This window comes from Paracoccus isoporae, assembly GCF_900101865.1.
In the GTDB taxonomy this organism is placed as follows: domain Bacteria; phylum Pseudomonadota; class Alphaproteobacteria; order Rhodobacterales; family Rhodobacteraceae; genus Paracoccus; species Paracoccus isoporae.
In genome coordinates, this window is record NZ_FNAH01000001.1 from 563753 (window position 1) to 587429 (window position 23677).

General features: G+C 65.8%; 24 protein-coding genes. 5 read left to right on the top strand and 19 right to left on the bottom strand.

Translation table 11 applies throughout. The features are described 5' to 3' along the window. Positions 1–63: 63 nt before the first annotated feature. Complete coding sequence (gene mutY / locus BLT73_RS02715) at positions 64–1080, top strand: A/G-specific adenine glycosylase (RefSeq protein ID WP_090520593.1); 1017 nt, start codon at positions 64–66, stop codon at positions 1078–1080. On the opposite strand, the gene BLT73_RS02720 is transcribed toward mutY, so the two are convergent. The 15 genes from BLT73_RS02720 to BLT73_RS02790 all read right to left on the bottom strand — a co-directional run bounded on the left by BLT73_RS02720 (position 1081) and on the right by BLT73_RS02790 (position 13381). Then, positions 1081–1272, bottom strand: a complete 192-nt coding sequence (locus BLT73_RS02720) for a hypothetical protein (RefSeq protein WP_090520595.1) — start codon at positions 1270–1272, stop codon at positions 1081–1083. It abuts the gene before it with no gap. A gap of 55 nt (positions 1273–1327) precedes the next feature. Then, the gene (locus BLT73_RS02725; RefSeq protein WP_090520597.1) at positions 1328–1792 is read right to left on the bottom strand and encodes a PTS sugar transporter subunit IIA; all 465 of its coding nucleotides are present in this window, start codon (positions 1790–1792) and stop codon (positions 1328–1330) included. 62 nt (positions 1793–1854) lie between these two features. Beyond that, positions 1855–2433: a ribosome hibernation-promoting factor, HPF/YfiA family gene (hpf, locus tag BLT73_RS02730; RefSeq protein ID WP_090520598.1), complete on the bottom strand. Its 579-nt coding sequence runs from the start codon at positions 2431–2433 to the stop codon at positions 1855–1857. A 148-nt stretch (positions 2434–2581) separates the two neighbouring features. Then, entirely contained in the window at positions 2582–3325 is a 744-nt protein-coding gene (gene lptB / locus BLT73_RS02735; RefSeq protein WP_090520600.1) for an LPS export ABC transporter ATP-binding protein, read from the bottom strand. Beyond that, complete coding sequence (gene lptA, locus BLT73_RS02740; protein ID WP_176804855.1) at positions 3325–3816, bottom strand: lipopolysaccharide transport periplasmic protein LptA; 492 nt, start codon at positions 3814–3816, stop codon at positions 3325–3327. The genes lptB and lptA overlap by 1 nt, the downstream gene beginning before the upstream one ends. Before the next feature lie 21 nt (positions 3817–3837). Continuing rightward, positions 3838–4404: a hypothetical protein gene (locus tag BLT73_RS02745; RefSeq protein WP_090520601.1), complete on the bottom strand. Its 567-nt coding sequence runs from the start codon at positions 4402–4404 to the stop codon at positions 3838–3840. After that, entirely contained in the window at positions 4404–5348 is a 945-nt protein-coding gene (locus BLT73_RS02750) for a KpsF/GutQ family sugar-phosphate isomerase (protein ID WP_090520603.1), read from the bottom strand. The genes BLT73_RS02745 and BLT73_RS02750 overlap by 1 nt, the downstream gene beginning before the upstream one ends. A gap of 9 nt (positions 5349–5357) precedes the next feature. After that, positions 5358–5972 (bottom strand): ribonuclease D, encoded by a 615-nt coding sequence (locus BLT73_RS02755; RefSeq protein WP_090520605.1) that lies wholly within the window; start codon positions 5970–5972, stop codon positions 5358–5360. Positions 5973–6057: 85 nt separating this feature from the next. Continuing rightward, on the bottom strand, positions 6058–7047 hold the full coding sequence (locus BLT73_RS02760; protein ID WP_090520607.1) for a glycosyltransferase family 2 protein: 990 nt from the start codon (positions 7045–7047) through the stop codon (positions 6058–6060). Next, on the bottom strand, positions 7044–7985 hold the full coding sequence (locus BLT73_RS02765; RefSeq protein WP_176804857.1) for an NAD-dependent epimerase/dehydratase family protein: 942 nt from the start codon (positions 7983–7985) through the stop codon (positions 7044–7046). Before BLT73_RS02765 ends, BLT73_RS02760 begins: the two co-directional genes overlap by 4 nt. 140 nt (positions 7986–8125) lie before the next feature. Then, entirely contained in the window at positions 8126–9313 is a 1188-nt protein-coding gene (locus BLT73_RS02770; RefSeq protein WP_218132496.1) for a DegT/DnrJ/EryC1/StrS family aminotransferase, read from the bottom strand. Positions 9314–9331: 18 nt separating this feature from the next. Beyond that, positions 9332–10477: a CDP-glucose 4,6-dehydratase gene (gene rfbG / locus BLT73_RS02775; protein ID WP_090520612.1), complete on the bottom strand. Its 1146-nt coding sequence runs from the start codon at positions 10475–10477 to the stop codon at positions 9332–9334. After that, complete coding sequence (gene rfbF, locus BLT73_RS02780; RefSeq protein WP_090520614.1) at positions 10477–11292, bottom strand: glucose-1-phosphate cytidylyltransferase; 816 nt, start codon at positions 11290–11292, stop codon at positions 10477–10479. The genes rfbG and rfbF overlap by 1 nt, the downstream gene beginning before the upstream one ends. Beyond that, positions 11289–12941, bottom strand: coding sequence for a hypothetical protein (locus BLT73_RS02785; protein WP_090520616.1), 1653 nt, complete (start codon positions 12939–12941; stop codon positions 11289–11291). The genes rfbF and BLT73_RS02785 overlap by 4 nt, the downstream gene beginning before the upstream one ends. Then, positions 12938–13381, bottom strand: a complete 444-nt coding sequence (locus BLT73_RS02790; protein WP_090520617.1) for a GtrA family protein — start codon at positions 13379–13381, stop codon at positions 12938–12940. The genes BLT73_RS02785 and BLT73_RS02790 overlap by 4 nt, the downstream gene beginning before the upstream one ends. Before the next feature lie 85 nt (positions 13382–13466). On the opposite strand from BLT73_RS02790, the gene BLT73_RS16950 reads away from it, so the two are divergent. After that, on the top strand, positions 13467–13778 hold the full coding sequence (locus BLT73_RS16950) for a hypothetical protein (RefSeq protein WP_143025611.1): 312 nt from the start codon (positions 13467–13469) through the stop codon (positions 13776–13778). A 233-nt stretch (positions 13779–14011) separates the two neighbouring features. Here the strand turns inward: BLT73_RS16950 and BLT73_RS02795 are convergent, their stop codons facing one another. From BLT73_RS02795 to BLT73_RS02810, 4 genes are read right to left on the bottom strand one after another with little or no spacing between them, the layout of a single operon-like run. After that, positions 14012–15049, bottom strand: a complete 1038-nt coding sequence (locus BLT73_RS02795) for a glycosyltransferase family 2 protein (RefSeq protein WP_090520619.1) — start codon at positions 15047–15049, stop codon at positions 14012–14014. Between the two features lie 11 nt (positions 15050–15060). Further along, positions 15061–16236, bottom strand: a complete 1176-nt coding sequence (locus tag BLT73_RS02800) for a nucleotide sugar dehydrogenase (RefSeq protein ID WP_090520621.1) — start codon at positions 16234–16236, stop codon at positions 15061–15063. Between the two features lie 33 nt (positions 16237–16269). Then, the gene (locus tag BLT73_RS02805) at positions 16270–18108 is read right to left on the bottom strand and encodes a glycosyltransferase family 2 protein (RefSeq protein WP_245726938.1); all 1839 of its coding nucleotides are present in this window, start codon (positions 18106–18108) and stop codon (positions 16270–16272) included. A 40-nt stretch (positions 18109–18148) separates the two neighbouring features. After that, a complete protein-coding gene (locus tag BLT73_RS02810; RefSeq protein WP_090520965.1) occupies positions 18149–18967 on the bottom strand; it encodes a glycosyltransferase family 32 protein in 819 nt (272 codons plus the stop codon). Positions 18968–19128: 161 nt separating this feature from the next. Here BLT73_RS02810 and BLT73_RS02815 point away from each other — a divergent pair, with 161 nt between their 5' ends. From BLT73_RS02815 to BLT73_RS02825, 3 genes are read left to right on the top strand one after another with little or no spacing between them, the layout of a single operon-like run. Continuing rightward, on the top strand, positions 19129–20568 hold the full coding sequence (locus tag BLT73_RS02815; protein ID WP_090520623.1) for a hypothetical protein: 1440 nt from the start codon (positions 19129–19131) through the stop codon (positions 20566–20568). After that, positions 20565–21323 carry a hypothetical protein gene (locus BLT73_RS02820; protein ID WP_090520625.1) on the top strand — a complete coding sequence of 253 codons (759 nt, stop codon included), beginning with the start codon at positions 20565–20567 and terminating at the stop codon, positions 21321–21323. The genes BLT73_RS02815 and BLT73_RS02820 overlap by 4 nt, the downstream gene beginning before the upstream one ends. 3 nt (positions 21324–21326) lie before the next feature. Further along, positions 21327–23654, top strand: coding sequence for a sulfatase-like hydrolase/transferase (locus tag BLT73_RS02825; protein WP_090520627.1), 2328 nt, complete (start codon positions 21327–21329; stop codon positions 23652–23654). Positions 23655–23677 lie beyond the last annotated feature (23 nt).

Genomic DNA, 23677 nt, shown 5'->3' on the forward strand with positions numbered 1-23677 from the left:
CGGGGGCAGTTTACCAACCCGGTGCCCGTATGCCAGTGAGACAGGTCAAAAAACCCGTGAACCATGCGTGATGTCGCGCAGAGATTGCTGGAATGGTATGACCGACATGCCCGCGTGCTGCCCTGGCGCGTGCCGCCCGGCGGGAGCCGCGCCGATCCATATCGCGTCTGGCTGTCCGAGATCATGCTGCAGCAGACCACCGTGGCGGCGGTGAAATCCTATTTCGAGCGGTTCATCCAGCTCTGGCCCGATGTGCACAGCCTGGCTGCCGCAGACGATTCGGCGGTCATGGCGGAATGGGCCGGCCTGGGCTATTACGCACGCGCCCGCAATCTGCTGGCCTGCGCGCGCCAGGTCGCGGCCGAGGGCGGATTCCCGGTGACGCGGGCCGGATTGCAGACCCTGCCCGGCATCGGCCCATACACATCGGCGGCCATCGCGGCCATTGCCTATGACCAGCCCGAAACCGTGGTCGATGGCAATGTGGAGCGGGTGGTGGCACGGCTTTTCGCGGTCGAAACGCCGCTGCCAGCGGCCAAGCGCGAACTGGTCGATCTGGCCGAGACGTTGACCCCGAACGGGCGCTCGGGTGATTACGCGCAGGCGATGATGGATCTCGGCGCCACGATCTGCACCCCGCGCAACCCGGCCTGCGTAATCTGTCCGCTTTCCGACGGCTGCGCGGCGCGCCGGCTGGGAATTGCGCCCGAACTGCCCCGCAAAGCCCCCAGGAAGGCCAAGCCGCAGCGCGCAGGAATTGCTTGGGTGGTGACCGACGGCACCTCGATCCTGCTGGAGCGGCGTCCGCCGAAGGGGCTGCTCGGCGGCACGCTTGCGTTTCCGTCCACCGGCTGGGATGGCGGCGCGGCCACGGCCCCGCTCGACGCGGCATGGCGCAAGCTGGAGCCGATCCAGCACGTCTTCACCCATTTCTCGCTGGAGATGCAGGTGCATCTGGCAAAAACCAACGCGCCCGCCGCCCGCGGTCACTGGGTGAGGCTGGACCATTTCAACCCGGCCGATCTGCCGGGGCTGATGCGAAAGGTCTGGGCACGGGCCGCGCCCGAAATCGCGCGCTGATCAGGCTTCGTGGCCGCGCTCGATGCGCGCGTATTCGCTTGCCTTGCGGCTATCATCCTCGGCACGGGCATGATGGCGCCTGTGCAGCTTGGAGATCGAAGGGTGCAGACCTGATTCGCGGTCCTGGGTCACATAGGAGCGGACGCGGCCATTGGCCGTGCTGCGTTCGCGGTCGGTCAATTTCTTGGTCATGTAACGGTCCTCCTCTGACCCAACAACCATAGGGCCGAATCGGTTCAGGACCAAATCAGGCGGCCTGCACGCCCCGGCCTGAGCTGAGGATCGCGTGCAGCGTCGCGGGGTCGGAATTCGCGCGCAGCTTGGCCCGCAGGTCCGGGTCACGCAGCGTGCGCGACACGAGGGCGAGCGCCTTGAGGTGATCGACGCCGCTGCCCTTCGGGGCCAGAAGCGCGAAGACCAGGTCCACCGGCTGGCGGTCCACCGCGTCGAAATCGAGCGCCTTGTCCAGCTTGACGAACACCCCGGCCACCGAGGTCAGACCGTGCAGCCGGGCATGAGGCAGCGCCACGCCATTGCCGACGCCGGTGGGGCCCAGGCTTTCGCGTTCCTGCAAGGCATCCAGCGTCTGGCTGGCATCCTGGCCGTAGATCTGTTCGGCCAGTTCGGAAATATCCTGAAACAACCGCTTCTTCGAACTCGCCTGGGGATAGGCGCGTACGGCCGCGGGTTTGACGATCGTGCTAAGCTGCATACCAATCCGTCTTTCTACCTGCCCGGGGCGACATGCCCCGGGCGGGATGCCGCGCGAGGCAGCTAACCGATATTGCGCGGGTCGATCCAGCCGATATTGCCGTCGTCACGACGATGAACGACATTCACGCCCCCGTGCTTCTCGTTGCGGAACACCAGAAGCGGTGCGCCGGCCAGTTCCATCTGCATGACCGCGTCACCGACGGACAGGGTCGGGACGCGCGATTCCATTTCGGCGACGATCACGGGTTGCAGGCCATTCGCATCCTGCGATTCCCACTCCTCTTCGTCGGCCGGCAGCACATACAGCCCTGCGGCGCCGTATTCAACCGGGCCGGACCTGTCCTTATGGTGGTCCTTCAGCCGTCGCTTGTATCTGCGCAACTGCTTGTCCATCTTCTCGCGGGCGGCTTCGAAGGCGGCGTAGATATCGGCCGCCTCGCCCTTGGCCTGAACGGTCAGGCCCGTGGAAAGATGGACCAGAACGTCGCAAACCAGCATATGCGCTTTCTTGGAGAAGGTCACATTGGCGTCCGTCGGGCGCTGCGAATACTTGCCAACCGTCTCACCAAGTTCGGTCTCGACATGCTGTGTCAGGGCTTCACCGATGTCGATCTGTTTTCCGCTGATCTGGTAACGCATTGTTCTTTCCTTTCATTGCCCGGCCCCCGCCGGAAGCTGACGGGACCGCTCCGGACAGGATCAGTCTGCGACCGGTCCGCGGGTGTGTCAACGATGCCCGCGCAGCAGGATCGGCGGCAATGGCGGGCCGGAAAAACCGGCCCTGCACTCAGCTTAAAGAGAAGCTTTCGCCCAGATAGACTTCGCGCACGCGCGGGTCGTCCACGATCTCTCGCGTGGTGCCTGACATCAGCACATGGCCGTCATGCAGGATATAGGCCCGGTCCACGATCCCGAGCGTTTCACGCACGTTATGGTCGGTGATGAGCACGCCGATCCCGCGCGACTTCAGATCATGGACGAGCGCACGGATATCGCCCACCGCAATCGGATCGACCCCGGCGAAGGGCTCGTCCAGAAGCAGGTATTTCGGGTTCGAGGCCAGGCAGCGCGCGATCTCCACCCGGCGCCGCTCCCCGCCCGAGAGCGCCATCGCGGAGGCATGGCGGATATGGCCGATCGAGAACTCTCCCAACAGCTCCTCCAGCCGGTCGCGGCGATGCCGGGGACCGGCTTCGACGACCTCCAGCACGCCCATGATGTTCTGCTCGACCGTCAGCCCGCGGAAGATCGACATTTCCTGCGGCAGATAACCGATCCCACGGCGGGCGCGCATATACATCGGCATGCCGGTGGCGGGTTGCGCGTCGATATAGACGTCGCCGCCATCAGGTGCGACGAGACCCGCAATACAATAGAAGCAGGTCGTCTTGCCCGAGCCGTTCGGCCCCAGCAGCGCCACCACCTCACCCCGCGCGAGGTCCATCGACACATCGCGGATCACCGGCCGCTTGCGATAGGATTTGCGCAGCCCCCGGACCGAGAGTCCCTGCGGCGCGACCAGATCCGGCATTAGTCGCGGCCCGGCTGGAGCACCGTGCGCACCCGGCCGGAGGCCTGCGCGGTGCCATCGCTCAGATTCACCACGATGCTGTCGCCGGACATGATGTTCTCGCCCTGGGTCAGCAGAACCTCTCCGGTCAGGGTGATGTTCCCGGCCTCGACCTCATATACGGCCTCGTTCGCTTCGGCCGCGTCCTCGCCATTCACCAGCGTCACGTTGCCGATCGCCTGCAGGCTGTCGATCCGGCTGGTATCGCCCTCGGCATAGCGGACCAGGACCTGATCGGCCGACAGGCGCATCTCGCCCTGCCCGATGATGACATTGCCGCTGAACTCCGCCTCTCCGCTGCTGCGGTTTACCGTCAGGTTGTCCGCAGACAGCTCCACCGGGGCGTCCGTGTCGGCACCGCCGCCGCCGAACCCCATCACCTGGGCAGAGAGCGGCGCGGCACCGATGAGGCACAGCGTCAGCGCGAGAGCGGGGAACAGAGCAGCTTGCATCCGACATCCTTTCGAGAGGGATCAGGGTTCATATAGCAGACGCACATCGCCGGATAAATTCAGAAGCTGCGCGCCATCGGCATCACGCGAGATCACCATCTCGGCCGCGTCGATCCGACCCATCGGCGCAAACGCGGTCAGCCCGCCCGTGCCGGTGACAAGGTCGGCATCCAGATCACTTTCCACCTGCGGCACGGTAATGGCCCAGCCATCCGAGGTCGTGACCCGCACACCGCCGTCTAGCCGGATCGCCTGGCCGTCCACATCCCCGTGCGGCGCGGTCAGATCCGCCGCCAGCCCGTCGGCCGACCGCCAGGTCATGCGCAGCGTCTCGGCGCTGCCCTCGCGGTCGGAATTCGGGGTGGCCCGATCCGCCGTCAGCGTCACCGCCGCGCCGCCATTCGTCACGCCGGCGAATTCCGGTCGCGTCATGCGGGGATCACGGGCCAGCTCCTCGGCATCGACATCGGCATAGGGGATTGCGTCATCCGGGTCGGGCGAGCGGCCCAGCAGAAACAGCGTCGACAGGATGGCGAGCGCGGCCAGTGGCAGCAGCACACGCAGCCAGGCGATCACGCGCGAGCGCATCACACCATCCCGGCCCGCAGGCAGTCATGGATATGCAGGATGCCGGTCGGAAGACCGTCCTCTACCGCGAAGAGGCAGGTGATCTTGCGCGACTGCATCTCGGCCAGGGCGGCCTCGGCAAGCTGATCGGGACCGATGGTGCGCGGATCGGGCGTCATCACATCCGCCGCGCGCCGGTCCAGCAATCCGTCCATATGCCGCCGCAAGTCGCCGTCGGTGATGATGCCGATCAGCCGCCCATCCGGCCCCGTCACCCCGGTCACGCCGAATCCCTTCTGGCTGATGGTCAGCAGCGCCTCGGTCATCGGGGCCTCCGCCGCAACCAGCGGCATGTCGCCATGCATCAGATCGCCCACCCGAGACAGCAGCGCCCCCAGCTTGCCGCCGGGATGAAAGGTGCGGAAATGTTCGGGCGTGAAGCGCCGATGCTCCATCAGCGCGATGGCAAGCGCATCCCCGAGCGCGAGCGTCATCGTCGTCGAGGTGGTCGGCACGATGCCATTGCCGCAGGCCTCAGCCGCGGCGGGCAGCAGCAGCGCCACGTCGCATTGCCGGATCAGTGTCGAGCCGTCGCGGCTGGCAATGCCGATCAGCGGAATGCCGAAGCGGCGGGTATGGGCGACGATATCCGCGATCTCCGGCGTCTCGCCGGAATTTGAGATGACGATCACCACGTCGCCCTCGGCCACCATGCCGAGATCGCCGTGGCTCGCCTCTGCCGGATGCACGAATTGCGACGGCGTGCCGGTAGAGGCCAGCGTCGCTGCAATCTTGCGCCCGATATGCCCGGATTTGCCCATCCCCGACACGACGACGCGCCCGCGTGCGGACAGGATGGTATCCACAGCCCGATCGAACGGCTCGTTCAGGGCCGCGGACAGGGCGGCAAGCCCGTTCGCCTCGGTCTCGATCACCCGCCGCGCGGTTTCCAGATAGCTGCTCATGCGCCGGACCTAGTGATGGAAGATGTCATTGTCATCACCCCAGCCCAGCAGATCCAGCCGGGCGCGGCTCGGCAGGAAGTCGAAGCATTCCTGCGCGAGCGCCAGCCGCCCCTCTCGGATCAGCAGCGTCTCCAGCTCGTCGCGCAGGCGATGCAGATACAGCACGTCGGACGCCGCGTATTCGAGCTGCGCCTCGCTCAGCTCCGCCGCCCCCCAGTCCGAGGTCTGCTGCTGCTTCGAGACATCCACATCGATCAGCGATTGCAGCAGATATTTCAGCCCGTGCCGGTCCGTATAGGTGCGGATCAGCTTGGAGGCGATCTTCGTGCACCAGACCGGCGCGGTGACGACGCCGAAGGTATTCTCAAGCGCGGCGATGTCGAACCGACCGAAATGGAAGAGTTTCAGCACCTCGGGATCGGCGAGCATCCGCGTCAGATTGGGCGCGGTGGTCTGGCCTTGCGCGATCTGGACCAGATGCGCGTCCCCGTCGCCGGACGACATCTGCACCAGGCACAGCCGGTCGCGGCGCGGGTCGAGCCCCATCGTTTCTGTATCCATGGCCACGACCGGGCCGAGATCCAACCCGTCGGGCAGATCGTTCTGGTAAAGATGAATCGCCATGCGCACCCCTTTTTCACGCGTGCATACAGGGGTTTTCTGCAAAGGTCAGCCCTTCCCGAACCGCCCCTGCGCTGCGCCGCTGCGCTCAGCGCGCGGCAGGGAAGCGGATCGGGGTCGCCGGATCAATCGCCTCGGTCGTCTGCGCCTCGACATTCAGCGTCGCCTCGACGATCGGGGCGTTGATGTTCTTGGTCTGCATGAAGATGCGCCCGATATATTCACCCAGAATACCAAGGAACATGGCGTTCAGCGTCATCGACATCAGCAGCAGGATCACGATCGTGGCGAAGCCCGGCGGCCATTGCTGGCCGAACAGCAGCTTGCCGACCAGATATCCCAGCAGCACGATGAACGTGATCAGCCCGACGAGAAGCGACGTGGTCGAGGCCAGCCGCAGCGGCACCAGCGAATGGTTCACAAGCCCGTCAACCGCCAGCGACAGCATCGCCTTCAGCGGGAACTTGGACGCCCCGGCGGTGCGCGCCGCGCGGTCATATTCGAACCCGACCTGCCGGAAGCCCATCGCGCTGATCATCCCGCGCATATAGGGCGAGCGGTCCTCGCTGCGGCGGATCTGTTCCAGCACCCGGCGATCCGCCAGCCGGAACTCACCGGCATTGCGCGGCAGGTCGTCATGGCTGATCCGGTTGATAAACCAGTAGAAGCCGCGCCGCAGCGCGGCCACCACCGGACCATCGGGCAGCTTGCGGCGGATTCCGTAGACCACCTGGTTGCCCTGTGTCCATAAATCCAGCATCTGCGGGATCAGCTCCGGCGGATCCTGAAGGTCGCAATCAAGCTGGATGGCGCAATCCCCCCGCGCCGCCTTGTAGGCGAACATGACCGAATTCTGGTAGCCGACATTGCGCGAGAAGCGGAACACCCGGACACGCGGATCCTCGGCGGCGATCTCCGACAGCACGGCAAAGGTCCGGTCGGTGGAATGGTTGTCGGTAAAGATGAACTCGACCTCGTGCTGCGGCAATCCCGCCATCACCGCCGCCATCCGCTCATAGCAGTGCCGCACATTGTCTTCTTCGTTATAGGCCGGGACCAGAAGGGAAATCAGGCTCATGCCGTTCGCCTCGACGTTGGGGTTTCGTTACGGGCCGTTTCCCAGGCAATCACCTGTTTGAGCCCCTGCGTGATCGGGATCATCTGCCGCCAGCCGAGATCGAGAAGTTCCGGCGAAGGCGGCAGGGAGACGTGATCCTCCGCCCCGGACCCCGCGTCTGACGCGGGGGGGCGGGCCTGCCCGGTCAGACGGGCGATCTCGGCGGTGACATCCGCCAGCCGATGCGGCTGCCCGGTGGACAGGTTGAGGACCGGCGGCAGCCGCGCCGCATGATCCGCAATGCGCAGCAGACCCGCCACCACGTCACCCACATGCAGCAGGTCGCGCATCGCCTCGGGCCGCTGCGGTGCCCGTAATCTGCCGGCGAGCGCGGCATGGATCGCCTCCGGCACGAAGAAGTCGCGGGACTGATCGCCGCCATAGGTCAGGCTGAGCCGGGCGGTGATCGCCGGAATGCCCGCCTCTCGCGACCAGATCCGCGCCAGATGCGTGCCCATGAGGATCGACAGCCCGTAGATGCCCGCGGGCCATTCCCGGCCGCTGCCGTCCTTTGCCAGCTCGGCCAGCGTTCCGGTGCGGATCACGGCACGGGGCTTGCGTTCCAGCCCGTTAAGCCCGTCCAGCATGATCCGCAGCGGCTCGACATTCGCGCGCAGGGCTTCGCCCATCGCGGCCAGATCCCGGTCCCCGGCAATGCGCGTCGCCGCGGCCAGCAGGAACACCCGCTCCGGCGCAAGCTCGCGCAGAAGCTGCGCGACCGCATCCGCGTCCAGCGGATCGACATGGCGGATCGTGATCCGGTCCGCGACATCCGCAAGCCGCCACGGATCGGAGCCGGGGCGCGAGAGCACCGCGACCTCCCCGCCCCGATCGAGGCAGGCCCGGACCAGATGCGATCCGATAAAGCCGCTGCCGCCAGTCACCAGGATGCGCGTCATTCTTGAGCTCCAATCCATTCAGCCGGAAGAACCCGGCCATGACGGGGCGCGGCTGGTACCGTTGGCCGGACCCCGGGCGGCACGGGCCGGACGCCCTGAACACGCGCCGGCCCCTGCCAGATATGCTTCATCCCGATCGCTCAGCCCCTTTCCTTGGCGAAGGCTGTGAAAGCCTCGTGCATATAGTCGATCTGCGGCTGATCCAGCCCGTGATGGCACGCCAGCAGGATGCCGCCGCGCATCACCTGGTCGGCCACCGGATAGCCCTCCGCCCGCCTGCGCGATTCGACATCGGCCATCGCTGGCTGGCGCAGGATATTGCCGGTAAAGACCGGCCGCGTCTGGATCTCTCGCTTTTCGAGGAAAATCTGCATGTCGCGCCGCGTAAAGGGCGCACCCTCCCGCAGCGTCAGCGGGAAGGCCAGCCAGCCGGTGCGCGAATCGGGAAGCTGGCGGGGCAGGATGAACCACTCCTCGTAGTCCCGGAAGAATGCCAGGTGCTGGGCGAAATTCTCTTCCCGCGCGGTGATGTTGCGATCCAGCTTGCCAAGCTGCACCAGCCCGAAGGCGGCGCTGATCTCGGACGGCTCCAGGTTGTAGCCGAGCTCCTCGAACAGGAATTTCGCGTCATAGGAAATCCCGTCCAGCTCGACATTGAATCGGTTCTCGATTGCTTCGCTGCCCTCCTGGAACAGCGACGAGGTCCGCCCCCAGCTTCGCAGCAGCAGCGCGCGGCGGGCCAGATCGTCGTCATTGACACACAGCATTCCGCCATTCCCGGCCCCGTTGATGACATGGCTGCCATAGAAGCTGGTGGTAGAAATGGCGGAATTGACGCCCGTGCTTTCCCCGCCGATCGTCGCGCCGAGCGTATCGGCGCTGTCCTCGATCACGATCAGATTGTGCCGTTCGGCAATCTCGCGGATCCGCGTCCAGTCGGGCAGGTTGCCGATCAGCGACGGGATCATGATGGCGCGGGTGTCGGGCCCGATCATCGCCTCGATCTGATCGGCATCGGCATTATAGGTGCCGTCTTCCGCGTCGATGAAGGCCGGGACCAGCCCGTGCTGCACCATGGGCGCGACGGTGGTGGCAAAGGTCAGCGCCGGGGTAATCACCTCCGCCCCTTTCGGCAGATCCAGAAGCGCCACCGCGATGAAATTCGCCGATGAGCCGGAATTGACCATGATGCCATGCGACTTGTCGAACAGCTTGGCGACGCCCGATTGCATCTCGCGCACATGCTTGCCCATCTGGGTCGAACTGCGAAGGACGTTGACGACCGCCTCGATCTCTTCCTCGCCATGGACGGTCTGTCCGTAATTCACGCGCATCTCCTGGCTCTCCTATCCTGCAAGCATGTCCGTTTCAGGCAATACCGCGCGGGGCTGCATCAGCCCGGCATAGGCGGCGATCTGGTCCAGCGTGATCTGGCGCATATCCGCGCCCCCGGCCTGGGCCCGGTACCAGTCGGTGGTCAGCGCCAGCGCATCGGCCAGACCCAGACGCGGCCGCCATCCCAGGTGAAGCCGCGCCTTGGTGCTGTCGAGGCGCAGCAGCCCCGCCTCATGCGGCGCATCGGGGTTGGATTGCATGACGAAGCGCGGCCCGCCCTCGCCCCAAAGCCGGGCAAACAGCGCACAGACCTCTCCCACCGGGACGGTCGACTCGGTGTCGGGCCCGAAATTCCAGGCGCCGGACACGGCGTCACGGTCATCGCCGAGCAGTCGGGCGGCGATCATCAGATAGCCGGAAAGCGGTTCCAGCACGTGCTGCCAGGGGCGGACGCTCGCCGGGTTGCGGATCGTGACATCCTCACCGGCGGCGGTGGCGCGGACGATATCCGGGATCAGCCGATGCGCCGCCCAATCGCCGCCGCCGATGACATTCCCGGCCCGGACAGAGGCGAGCCGCGCCGCGTCCGGCGCACTGAAATACGACCGGCGATAGGCCTGCGCGACCAGTTCGGTGCAGGCTTTCGACGCGCTGTAAGGATCGGACCCGCCGAGGGGATCGACCTCGCGATACCCCCAGTCCCATTCATTGTTCTCGTAGCATTTGTCGCTGGTGACGACGACCACACCGCGCACCGACGCGCTCTGCCGGGCGATCTCCAGCACATTCGCGGTGCCGACCACGTTCGTCGCAAAGGTCTCGACCGGCGTGTCATAGCTGTCGCGCACAATGGCCTGCGCCGCCATGTGGACGATCAGCTCCGGCGCGAACCCCGCCACCGCCGCGCGCAACGCCGCGGCGTCGTTGATATCGGCAAACCGGCTGTCGCAGAGATCCGCAACGCCCGCCAGATCGAACAGCGAGGGCGAGGTTTCGGGCGGCAGCGAGACCGCGCGCAGCTCTGCGCCGAGCGCGTGGAGCCACAGCGCGAGCCAGCCGCCCTTGAACCCGGTATGGCCCGTCAGCAGCACCCGGCGGCCGGCAAATATGCCGCCGAAGCCCGAGGACAGCTCGCCCGGATTGGTCCATGCATCCATCAGATCACGGCCCGCGTCACGTGCTGCGGATCCTGCGCCGCGGCATCGAATTGCAGCCATGGCGGCGGATCCTGATCGCAGAGCTCGTTCAGCGCATTGCGGTCGCGGATCGTGTCCATCGGGTGCCAGAACCCGTAATGCTTGAACGCCATCAACTGCCCGTCGCGGGTCAGGTTGACCATGGGCGACTGTTCCAGCGGCTCCATGTCGTCGATCAGATAGTCGAACACGCCCGGCTCGAAGACGAAGAACCCGCCATTGATCCAGGTCTCGTAGCGGCGCACCTTCTCGGTGAAGGCCTGGACCTTGCCGCCCGCCGTCAGCTCCATGTTGCCGAACCGCGCCGGGGGCTGCACCGCCGTCACCGTGGCCAGCTTGCCGTGACCGCGATGAAACTCCAGCAACTGGCCGATATCGACATTGCCGAGCCCGTCGGAATAGGTGACCATGAAGGTCTCGTCGCCCACCCAGTCGCGCAGCCGCCGGATGCGTCCGCTGGTCATGGTCAAGGCGCCGGTATCGACCACGCTGACCTTCCACCCGCCTGACGAGATCGGCTTCAGCGCCAGATCGCCGGAATCGAGATCCACGCTGATGTCATTCGCGATCAGGTGATAATTCGCAAAGAAATGCTTCAGCATCAGGCATTTGTAGCCGCCCGCGACGATGAACTCGTCATGGCCGAAATGGCTGTAGACATCCATCACACGGGCAATGATCGGACGTCCGCCGACCTCAACCATGGGTTTCGGAATGCTCACGGTTTCCTCGGCGAGGCGCGAGCCAAGCCCGCCGGCTAGCAGGATCGTCTTCATGGAATGTCTCCTGTCTGGTCCTGTGGGGTGACGGCGTCGGGCGACAGCCACAGCCGGGCCTCGCCGTAGCGGTCGCGAATTTCGGGGATCTCCGCGCGGGTGAAGCCGTTGGCACGGGCATAGGCCTCGAACGGCGCTTCGAGTTCGGCGTCGAACCCGGTCAGGATCGCCGCGGGCGGGCGGGCTGCGAACAGCGCATCCAGATCCTCCGCGCCCGCCATGGCATATTCTGCGCGCAGCGCCGGCTCGGTATATGGCGCGACGCGATAGGCGAAGGGGCCGGCCGAGAACTCGGGATAGATGGGCAGCCCGGCCTCCAGCGGATAAAGCGGCGACAGCGTGGCGACCGGCCCGGCATCTGCAAGCCCCGCCTCCGCCAGCCGCGCGCGCAGCAGCTCGGCACTGCGCGCGATCCGGGCCGGGGTCAGGGCGGCGGGGTCGCGCAGCGCGGCCAGCCCAAGTCCCAGGCGCGGCGCGGCGAAAACCGCCATCATCGCCGCGGCGACCATCATCGCGGCCCCGAAATGCACGCGCGACGGATCGGACATGGCGCGATAGGCAAGTGCGGTCAGCACCGGAAACCCGACGAGCGGCGCGACGTAGTATTGCGGGAAACCGGGGGTCGGCACGAAAGCCAGCACCGCCGTTGTCACCGTCGCGGCCAGCACGACCCGGAACACCGCATGGGTGCCCGACATGCCGCGAAGCCCCGTCACGCCGCGGCCGCGCCGCATCAGGAACCAGCCCCAGCAGGCAGCGAACATCGCCAGCATCGGGGCGCCGACCAGCCAGACCGAATAGGCCAGTTGCAGCTTTTGCGGCGGGCTGAGCGCCAGCCCCGGCTCGCTGGACGCGTTGGCCTGCCAAAACGCCACATGCGGCCCGGCATGATAGCCCGCGATATGGGCGAAGAAGGTCTCCGGCATGGTCAGCGCCAGCCAGAACAGTGGCAGCGCGCCGATCAGCCCGCCAAGCCCGACCGGCAGCACCAGCCGGCGGATCCGCTCGGACAGACGCAGCTCCGGCGGCATGAGGAAGCATCCGATCGCCACGGCGGGAATGAAGGCGATCGCGCTCGCCTTCATGCCGGCGGCCACGGACAGCATCATTCCGGCCAGAAACAATCGGTCGAAACGCAGATCGCCCTCTGCCAGCGAGATGGAAAGCAGGCCCAGCCCCACCAGGGCAAAGGGCAGCGGCAGCAGGTTGTTCGTCGCCGCCATCCCGGTCTGACCCAGCAGCACCTCGGCGGTCAGCAGGCTGACCGGGGCAAACAGCGTCAGGCTCGGCGAGCGGGTCAGCCGCCAGCCGATCCAGCCCGCACTGCCCAGCAACAAAAGCCAGGCCATGAACACGGTCAGCCGCGCCGCCGCCAAAAGCCCAAGAAACGGCAGCAATTGGTGGACGGCACGAAACAGCCAGGCGGAATAGGGCACGTGATTGTAGAACAGGTCCCGATACAGATCATGCTCGTCCAGCAATGCCGCGGGCGGCACGAACATGAACTCGTCGCGCCGCAGATCATATCCCATGATCCGGCCAAGCAGGCCCAGCACCGCAACGGCAAGCGCGAGGAGGACCAGCGACCTCGCGACGCTCGGCAGGCGCGGCACAGCCGCCGGGCGGGTTGCGGCCTCGGTCACGCTCATCTCCGCACCCCGCGATGGCGAAACCCCATCACCCGCCCGATCAGCAGCCAGGAGGCCAGCACGACGAATGGCAGCAGGACGAGCTGCGCCACAAGCGGCCCGACCCCCTGCGCCAGCAGGAGGCGCAGCGCCAGTGCGTTTGCCGCGTAGATCAGCAGATAGCTGCCGATATAGGCCGGCAGGCGCCGCCAGCCCTCGACCGCAAAGACCATCCGGGCGTGAAGCTGATAGTTCCACAGCGCGCCCAGGACGAATTGCAGGATCAGCGCGAGTTGCGGGGCCGCACCGGCGATCACCGCGACCAGGTAGATGCCGTAGCCGACAGCCGTGTTCGCCACGCCTGCGGCCAGAAAGCGCAGCACTGTCTCGCCCGTCGATTGCGCCTGCGACGGCATGATCCGCACGCGGGACATCATCGCGCCGGGCCCGTAAAGGGGCATTGGTCCGCCTGCGCGGCCGACTGCCGCACGCAGATTGCGAACGGAACGCCCGCGTCAGCTTGCAGAGACAAAGATTGGTTGAAGAATGGTGCAGGCCCGCCGCAAACCGGCAATTCGCCTGCAAAACGCAAAGGCAACATCGTCACAACCAGAACTGACAAACCAACTACAACGCCGACAGCTTGCCGCACTGAAACGAAATTCTCAAGCGCAAGCCAGCGTTTATTTTTATGCCGCCGCCGGAAATGTGGCGAAACTGCCGGAAAAGACAGTTTGCGCGCGGCGCGATTTCGCCATGGGGCATCCGCGGCGTGCACCAGCTCAAAATATAACTATATCTCAGATGCTTGAGAACTTCTTGACCGCGTTGGTTTTCCAGCATGCCGAGCGCATTTGAACCCGAAACCGCAAATCCAATTAACCTGCACGTGTGTCAAAACACGCAATAGCTGAAAAATTCCACCCGCCAAGATTCCGAATCGCAAAACCGTCAACTTATGGTTGCATTTCGCGTTCGATTTCGACTTTGACTCTATGCTATCGCCACGCGCCACAAATCGGCCCGAGAAAAGATCCCGCTGCGAAACCCCTGTCGGAACGCAGCCGAGACAGGCCGCCGCCCCGCGAAGATCACTCCGCAGGCTTCACCTTCGAGAACATGCGCAACAGGCTGATCTGCTCGCTCTGCGTCAGAACGGCGCTGTCGCTCGCGAAGAGGATCTGGCAGAACAGGTCATAATAAGGCTGCCGCGCAAGCAGGTGCCGGAAGCGGGTGCGGTGCCAATCGAACCCCGCCTGATGCAGCTCGCCCACCCCCGGCAGCCCCTTCAGCGCCTCGATCCGCGCGTCGAGCTGCGGCAGATGGCGCTGCGCCGCGCGGTTTTCCTCGCTATTGAAATTCCGCTCCACCCAGTAGCCCAGATCGACGCGCTTGTCGCTGCGATTGGGCAGGCCGCGTTCAGATTTCACCAGGTAGGATTGGGCGGACCGCAGCGAGTAGTGATGCATCTCGGCCAGGCTGCGATGTTCGGCCGTGCCGATCAGCGACAGCCGCTTGTCGTTTTCCGCGACCACCGGGTCCATCGGATTGCCGGATCCGTTGATCCAGACCGGCGCGCTGTCCTTCTTGTGGCGCGGACGGTGAACGCCCGGCCCGCCGAAGGCGGCGGGCCGGAACAGCGATTTGAAGAAGGTCGCGGCAATCGGATGCATCACGCCGACCGGGGCACAGCGGATGAACGTCTCCACCGTCGGCCGATCCACGATCCGGGCCACACCGCCCGCCCCGAACAAGCGCCACGCAAGCGCGATGGCATCGGCATTCTCCGGCACCGATGACAGCAGGTCCGCGATCCGCCCCTCGCCCGCATGGATGACCGGAAATTCGTCAACATCCGAAATCAGCATCCAGTCCGCCTGGCGGCGCAGCTCGTGCTGCCAGGCGGCTTTCAGCGCGCTCCACTGGATCGACTTTCCGGGACGCCGCTCGGCCTGGGCATGGCGCAGCACGCCTTCTGCGGCCAGCCGGTCCAGCAAGCGGTCGGTGCCATCGTCGCAGTCATTTGAATAGACCAGCAGATCGGTGATCCCGATCAGTTGCTGCCAGGCGATCCATTCCAGGAGATAGGGCGCTTCATTGCGGACGGAGGTGACGGAGAGTAGCCGCATCGCGCGCCGGTTCAATCCACGCCGAACAGGTCGCGCGTATAGACCTTCCCGGCCACGTCACGGATGTCGTCCGACAGCCGATTCGCGAGAATAATGTCGCTTTCCTGCTTGAACCGGTCGATGTCGCGCTCCACCCGGCTGTTGAAGAACAGATCCTCCTTCAGCACCGGTTCATAGACGATCACCTCGATCCCCTTGGCCTTGATCCGCTTCATCACGCCCTGGATCGAGCTGTCGCGGAAATTGTCCGAACCCGCCTTCATCACCAGCCGATAGACGCCGACCTTCGCGGGTTTGCGCGACACGATCTGGTCAGAGACGAAATCCTTGCGGGTGCGGTTGGATTCGACGATGGCCGAGATCAGGTTCTGCGGCACCTGGTCGTAATTCGCCAGAAGCTGCTTGGTGTCTTTCGGCAGGCAGTACCCGCCGTAACCGAAGCTGGGATTGTTGTAGAAATCCCCGATTCGCGGGTCGAGGCACACGCCGCCGATGATCTCGCGCGAGTTCAGGTCATGCGCGATGGCATAGCTGTCCAGTTCGTTGAAATAGGCGACGCGCAGGGCAAGATAGGTGTTCGAGAACAGCTTGATCGCCTCGGCCTCCACGGGGCCGCAGAACAGCACCGGCATGTCCTTGCGGATGGCGCCTTCGGTCAGCAGATCGGCGAATTTCCTGGCCCGGTCCGAGCGTTCGCCCACCACGATCCGCGACGGGTGCAGGTTGTCAAACAGCGCCTTGCCCTCGCGCAGGAACTCGGGGGAGAAGATGATGTTGTCCCAGCCCATTTCGGCCCGGACACGCTCGACGAACCCGACCGGGATGGTGGATTTGATGATGGCCACCGCCGCCGGATTGATCCGGTGCACCTGCTCCAGCACCGTCTCGACCGTCGAGGTGTCGAAGCGGTTGGTCTTGGCGTCGTAATTCGTCGGGGTGGAGATGATCACCAGCTCGGCATCCCCGAACGCCGCCTCGGGGTCCAGCGTCGCGGTCAGGTCAAGATCCCGGTTGGCCAGGAAATCCGAGATTTCCGCATCCTCGATCGGCGACGTGCCGGCATTGACCATCTCGACCCGGTCCGGCGTGACATCCAACGCCGTCACCGCGTTATGCTGCGCCAGCAGCACCGCGTTCGACAGGCCAACATAGCCGAGACCGGCCACCGCTATTTTCGTCTTCGACACTTTCTCAACCCTTCCAACGGAGTAAAAACATCCTCAGTCTACAGTTTCTTCCCCGGACGGGCGAGCAAATCGCAAGGATCCTGAATCCGCCGCGTCCGAGACCTCGCGGAGCCCCTTCGAGATAAGGACTTCCCCGTAGGATTCGCGCAGCGCAGCAATCTCGGCGGCCTCCTCGAAAGGCAGGATGACGCGATCTATGCCGGACAGATCCTGCGCCGCCAGCCGCGCGCCCCCGATCCCGGCGCGGGCAGAGATTCGCAGCGTGTCGGGCCGGAAATCCCCCAGATAGGCGGCCAGCCCCCGCGCCTCATCAGGCCCGTCACCCGGCAGGATCAGCGGCCCATCGACGAAACGGACCCGTGCGGAATTGCCCATCCCGTTGCGATCCCGGATCCGCGCGAGCGCGCGCCCCATGCCGGGCTGGCTGTCCTGCACCATGATGGTGCAATCCGTGCCGGATTTCTCCAGCCGCAGCGCCGGCAGCGCAATGCCTGCGCCGAGATCCAGCACGCGGCGGCTGCCGGACAGGTAGCTGGCGATGTTGCGCACATTCCGTCGGTCAAACTTGCCCGCAAGCACAGCCATCAGCGCATCGCTGGAAAACAGGCCGGGATCGCAGGGCAGCAGCACACCGTGCGATTCGATCCACTCGACCGAGTCCGGCTCGCGCAGCGAGATCCGGCCGGTGACGTAATGATCCACCCCGATGGCGTTCCAGCCCGACGCGCGGCTTTCTTCGGCAGACTGCGCCGAGCTCCGGGACGCTTTCTTTTCCACCGAAGACATCAGCGCCGCGATCTTCGCCGGATCGCGGGCCTTGGGCGGCTTGGCCTCGACCTCGGTGATCGGGATCTTTCCGGCCTCGATCAGCCCGTCACGGAATGCGGCGTATTCATCCGACTGCCGGAATTCCGCCAGCCGCGCCTCCACCGCCTCGAGCGCCTTGTGGTGCAGATCGTTCAGGACCGGATCTTTCAGCAACTGCGCCATGATCTCGGCGCGGCGGGGGGCGTGGCGCAGGATGTGGGTGTCGGCCACTTCGTTGCGATCCTGGAGCGACCAGTAATCGGCGTTATACTTGTCCTTCTTGTTGTTCACATTGCCGCGGAAGCGGCGGGCGGCATAGCTGTCGATGGACTTCACCGCGTAGTGGTTCAACTGGACCCAGTCATATCCCAAGGTCCGGCGGATGGAGCGCCAGCCGCGGAACTTGAAATAGCTTTCCATCTCCTTGCCCGAGCCGTTCAGCCATTTGACGCTGTCGGGAAAACCGCCCTCCAGATGTTTCTTCTTCATGGAAGGGCGGTGGATGCCCAGCTTCCAGTAGTCCGGGTCGAACTTGAACAGGGTCTTGACCCCCCAGCCCTTGTTCCACAGATGCGGCGCGGCGCGGGTATATTGCTCGGTCACCGGGGCGCGCGACCAGTCGATCACGCCGTTCGAGCCGAAAATGCGCCAGGTAACGACAATGCCGTTCGCGCCCTGCGCCACGACATCATCCAGAAGCCCGTCCAGATGGCCGGAGGGATGGTTGACCGACAGAAACTCGTCCGCGTCGAACAGCATCACCCAATCGGCCTGCTGCACCAGCGGCTCGCGCTGCGCATGGCTGATCGCGGAGGGCTGGGGCTTCACCCCGTCCGGGATGTCATTGCGGCGGTGATGACCCAGCCCCAGCTCCTCGAGCCGCTGAAGCATCTCCACCGTGCCGTCGGAGCAGTCATTGGTGTAGACGAGGATATCGGTAAATCCGACCGCCAGGTGATGGGCGAACCATTCCAGAAGATACGGCGCCTCGTCCTTCATCATCGACACCGCCATGACGGTGCCGTGGCGGCTGGCATGGCGGTTCAGCTCCGGTCGGTTACTCATTCACCCATTCCCATGGCGCCGCACGAGCAGGTGCCGCGCCTCAGCTTTCCAGCGCCTGTGCCGGGTCGATCCCGACCTCGGCGCACATCCGCGCCGCGTAGGAGTTTTCCAGCGGCGGATTCTTGCGCCACCACGGCTTGGTGCCGTTGGTATAGAGATGCACCGACATGGTCTGATCGGTAAACCACCCCTCCACCCGCCCATGCGGGTCGTAGAAGATGTCGTTCAACTGGAACGGCACCGGATAGAGCGTGTCCGGCGTCATCGCCCGCTCGATATCGCCGGTCTGCTGCGCGAACCAGGTGAAGGCCTGCGGCCCGAAGGCGGTCCGCTCGGCCTTGTAGATGGCGGCGGCGTGGGTATAGCCGCCCTTATCCTTGATCCGGTCCATCTGCTTGCGCTGCCGCTTGTTCCACCACGCGGGGTAATCGGGCAGGTTGTCGTAGTAATCCAGAAGCTGATCCATCAGCGCGCATTCCCGCGGCAGGGCCACCACCCCGCAATTCAGCGCCCCGCGCATGCCGTGGCCGGCAAAGATCCATTCCTGGTCGTCGGGAAAGGGACGGTGACAGAACGCATCGCAATCGATCCAGATCGCACCGGTCTTCTGGATCATCTTGTAGCGGAACACGTTCGACAGGAACGAGGCCGAGGTATCATTGACCAGGGCCATGTCGATCGACATGATCTCGGAGGCGGGGCGGATCTCGACCCCGTCCGGGGCGTTCTTCACGTCATCCGTGCAATACAGCGTCACCGGATGGCCGTGGCGCAGATGCGATTTCAGGCAGAGCTGGTTGAGATAATGCAGCTCGGCTCCGATCCAGAGCGAGGCAACAGGGCGGCGGTCGAGTTCCATGGCGAAGCCTCGGCAGGTGTCGGTTGGGATGTTGTAGCGGACCGGGTTCAATGCGGCTAGGGTGAGTTCGAGAAATTGTGGAAAATGGTGATCCGCCTTGTATTTCAGCACCGTGCAGTTAGACCGGGACGCCGGACGGGCCGAAGGGCAGGGTGACTGAGATGACCGGGCGAACCATTCTGCTGAGCGCTGAGAACGGCCCGGTTCTGGCCGCCGACGACACCGGGCTGGTGATGCGCCTGTCCGACCGGGTGGTGGCGGATATCGCGCGACGGATGGGCCAGGCGCCCGGCACGGCCAAGGGCGAGGCTCTACCGCAAGGCGATCCGGTTGCTGCCGCGCCTGTCACGCTCGACGCCGCCATTCTGGGGGATATCGACGCCTGGGACGCGATGCGGGACGGCGACTGGCTGCGCTTTACGGCGCGGCTGCCGGGGGCGGAGGGGGTGCGGCGCTATCGCCGCCACATCTCCGGCCCGGCGCTGCTGGCAGAGACGCCGGGGCCGGTGCTGGGGCTTTTCTCGCTGTCCGGCGGGCGGCGATTCAACGCGCCGAGTGCGCTGCCGGAATTTCCCTATCATCTTGCCAACATCTCGCCGCAGGAAGACGAGGGGGAAGCGCCGCGGCTGTTCGAGGCCCTGCACCACAGCGGCATCAATGCGTACACAGCCTGTACACTGCTCAGGCACCGCCATGATGCCTTCCGGGCCCTGCCGCTGTTCGCAACCGCCGCCGCATTGCTGCCGCCGGGGCCGTTGGGTTCCGGGACGGATCTGGACATGCTGCGGCCATCGCTGGACCGTTTCGCAGCACTCGCCGGGGCGCTCGGCAAATCGGCGCGGATCGCGGCCATCGCGGTGGAGATCGGGCCGGATCACCTGGCTGACGGGATGGACGCGCGCGGATTCCACGCCGCCGGCCTCGCCCTGCTGGACGGGATTTCCGCAACGGTCGATCAGGCCGGTCTGGCGCCGCCGCGCATTCTGCTGACGCTGGATTGCGGCGCATGGTGGGGTACGCAGGCCGCGCGGGCGCGCATCGCAGCCGAGGGATTTGCGCTGCTGGCGCTGCGGCCGGGCGGGCATGATCTCTGCGTGGTCGGTGCCACCGCCGCGCTGACGCAGGACCGGTTGGGCCAGCCCACGGCGGATGCCATTCTGGCGCAGTCCGCCGTCGAAGCGCAGGCTCTGGAGGCGCGGATGGCCCGCGAGGCGTGGACCGCGCCGCTGATGTGCCTGGCGGAACGGGACGGGCCGCGTGCGCTGCGCGCCGTGTTCAAGGCGGGGGCGGCGCTGATCCTCGATCCCGACGATCCGATGCAGGCCGGACCGGCGGCCGGGTTCGCGATAACCGGCGCGGATGCGGCTCCTGGCATCGCCGGGGTCGAGATCCATCCGCAGGACGATCGCGCGATCCGCATCACATTGGACGGCGACCTGCCGGACAGCGGCGAGTGGCGGCTGGATTATGCCATACCCGAAGCACCCGGCGCGGGCCGGCCCGGCTGGAACGGTGCGCTGCGGGATGACTGGCAGGCGGTCTCTGGCGATGGACGCACGCATTACAGATGGGCGGTCCCGGCCTCGCAGGTGATCCGATGAGCGGGGCGGGGTTGCAGGTCGGCGTGACCGTGCCCGAGGCCGCGCTGCTGAGCGGCGCGGTGGCGCGGATCGCGGCGCTGAGCGCCGAACTGGGCGGGTCGTGGTTCGACGCCGCGTCGCACGGCGATGATCCGGCCGTCTGGCCGGATCGATGCGCCGCGCAGCGCCAGGCCGATGCCGTCTCGCCCGAGCCCGAGGGCCAGTTCCAGACGGTCGGGGACCGCGCCGCGCTGCTTCTCCGCGCCGGGCGCAACTGCGCCTATCGCGTCCGCGATGTGGTGCGCGCCGATAGCTGGACCGTGGCCTGCATCTGGCATCCCGCCCCGCGCGACGAGGACACCCGCAGCCTGTTTGCGCTGCGCGGATCGGGGCGCAGCAATTACGTCTATCTGTCGCAGGATCAGGAGCTGACCACGACGCTGCGCGACAATGCGGGTGCCGCGATTGCCGCCCTGCCCGGCGCGGGCGATGGCTGGCAGGCGGTGATGGCGTCGCAATCGGGCGGGGAATTGCGGCTGTGGCGGCCCGCCGATGACGCTTTCGCCACCGCGGCGGGGGCCGGAGATTTCGCGCCGAAATCCGATCTGCTGATCGGCGCGCGCAGCCATCGCCAGGGCATGCCGAAAACCCTGGGGTCTGCCGCGATCGGCGGTGTCTTGCTCTGGCCCGGTCTGGATGTCCTGTCCGCCCCGCCCGGCAGCACCGGTCATCGCCTGCGCGACGCCTTCGCATCCTTCTGCCTGTGGGAGCTGTGAGCCATGGGGTTTGACCGCGCCGCGACCCGCGACGACAATATCTGCATGATCTGGGTGGATGACATGATCGATGTCTTCACCTGGCGGGCCACATTCGGGATCGAGATCCAGACCCCCAATATTGACCGGCTGATGGCCGAGGGGGTCCGCTTTGCCAACAGCTACGCGACCGTGCCGCTCTGCGCGCCCTGCCGGGCCGAGATTGCGACCGGCATCTCCCCCTATCGCAGCGGTCTGGTGGATCTGAACCGGTTCTGGCGCGACGTGATGCCGCCGGAACGGGCCTGGGCCTATGATCTGCGGCGGGCGGGGTTTTATAACTTCACCACCGGCAAGGTGGACAGCAATTACAAGCCGATGCCGGAAGAATACCGCCGGATGCTGTTCCATGAAGAACCGGAGTGCTCGGACCGCGGCGGGCGCCGGGGCGTGCATGAATATCTGGGCGGGCGCGGGCCGGGCGTGGCCGGGATCAACCATCCCGATGACGATGGCAGCCAGGATGACCGATTCTATGATTACTGGGTGGCGCAGAACGCCATCGACCATGTGAACCGGGCCGACCCGGCGCGGCGGCATCTGATCCAGCTTGGATTCAAGCATCCGCATTTCAATCTGGAATGCCCGGACCGGTTCTATCAGCTCTACGATCCGGCGGCGATCGAGTGGCCCTCCATCGCCGCGCCGGAGGATTATTACGGCCCGCCGCCCGGTTTCGCGGTCTATGAGGCGGCCTATATCGCCAATGGAAACTGGACGCCGGAAAAGGGCGGGGACGAGGGCTGGCGGCAAGTGGTGCGCGCCTATTTCGCCGCGATGAGCCATGTCGATCACGAGATCGGCCGGTTCCTCGACGCGCTCGCGGCCAGCCCGCTTGGCGCGAATACCACGGTGATTTTCCTGTCCGATAACGGCTTCAACCTGGGCAATCACGACAGTTTCCACAAGATGAGCCAGTGGGACAGCGCCGCCCACGTGCCGCTTGGCATCTGGTCGCCGCGCATGACCGAAGGCCGGACCGTCGAGATGCCGGTGTCGCTGCACAACCTGCCCTGCACGATCATGGATCTGGCCGGGCTGCCGCGCCGCGCCGACTGGGTGTCGGGGCAAAGCCTGCTGCCGCTGATCGACGACAGCTTCGGGGAATATGACCGCAGCAAATCGCCCGTGACCTCGGTCTTCGGGACGCTGTCGGTGCGCCCCTCGGACCCCGACTGGCAGCATCTTCGCTATTTCCGCTATCCCAATGGCGAGGAGCATGTCTATGATCTGGTCCGCGATCCCGGAGAGACCGACAATCTGGCCGAATCGGCGCCGGAGACGACGCCGCTGGAAAGGCTGCGCGACGAGCTGGTGCGGGGCGCGCGCGATCTGGGGCTGGACCTGACCGGGGCGGAGAACCCGGCCGACGGGGTGAACGCGATCATGGCGGTGGACGGCTCGGTCGTGCTGGCCGGCGGGCTGCGCGACAATGACTACTGGGCCTATGGTGCGGATGTGGAGAAGATCCGCGAGGATGCGGATGGCGGGCATGACCGGCTGTGGTATCTGGGCGGGCCGGACGACTATGTGGTGAACCTGCCCCCGCATGTCGAGGATATCCGGATCGCCACGGTGGTCGCGCGCAAGGAGGACAGCGACGAGCGGGAAGGCAAGATGATCCGCGTGGTGGGCCATCCCGACAGCCCGTTCCGCTTCGAGACGTCGGAGCGGGTGTCGGTCGATGTGATGGGCTCCATGGGCGATGACGTGCTGATCGGGCCGAAATACGGCGCGTCGATCCTGCATGGCGGGGCCGGGAACGACCGGCTGGAGGCGCGCACCAAGCGCAGCAAGGACAGCAACCGCTTTCATGGCGGGTCGGGCAATGACACGCTGATCGGCGGCGCGGGCAGCGACACGCTGGATGGCGGGTCGGGCGATGATCTCATCATCGGCGGGGCCGGGCGCAACGTCATCCTCGCCGGAAGCGGCAATGACGTGATCGAGGACGGGCCGGGGTCGTCACGGATCGACACCGGCACCGGGCGCAACCGCCTGACGCTGGCCGAGGGCGATCACAAGGTGCGGATCGGGGCGGGCGCGAATGTCATCATCTGCGGCAAGGGGGCGAAGCAGTTCACGCTGGATGCGGGGGCGACCGCCGAGCTGACCGGCTGGGATGCGGCGCAGCGCTATGACCTGACCGGCTGGGGCGCGCGGCCCGAGATCCTGACCGAGGCGGATGGCGCGGTGGTGATCCATTCCGGCAGCTCCTGCCTGATCCTGACCGATATTGCGCCGGACGCCGATCCGCTGACGCAATGCCTGCTGGCCGGGGCAGCGCGATGACGGGCCGGGCGGTCACAATGTGC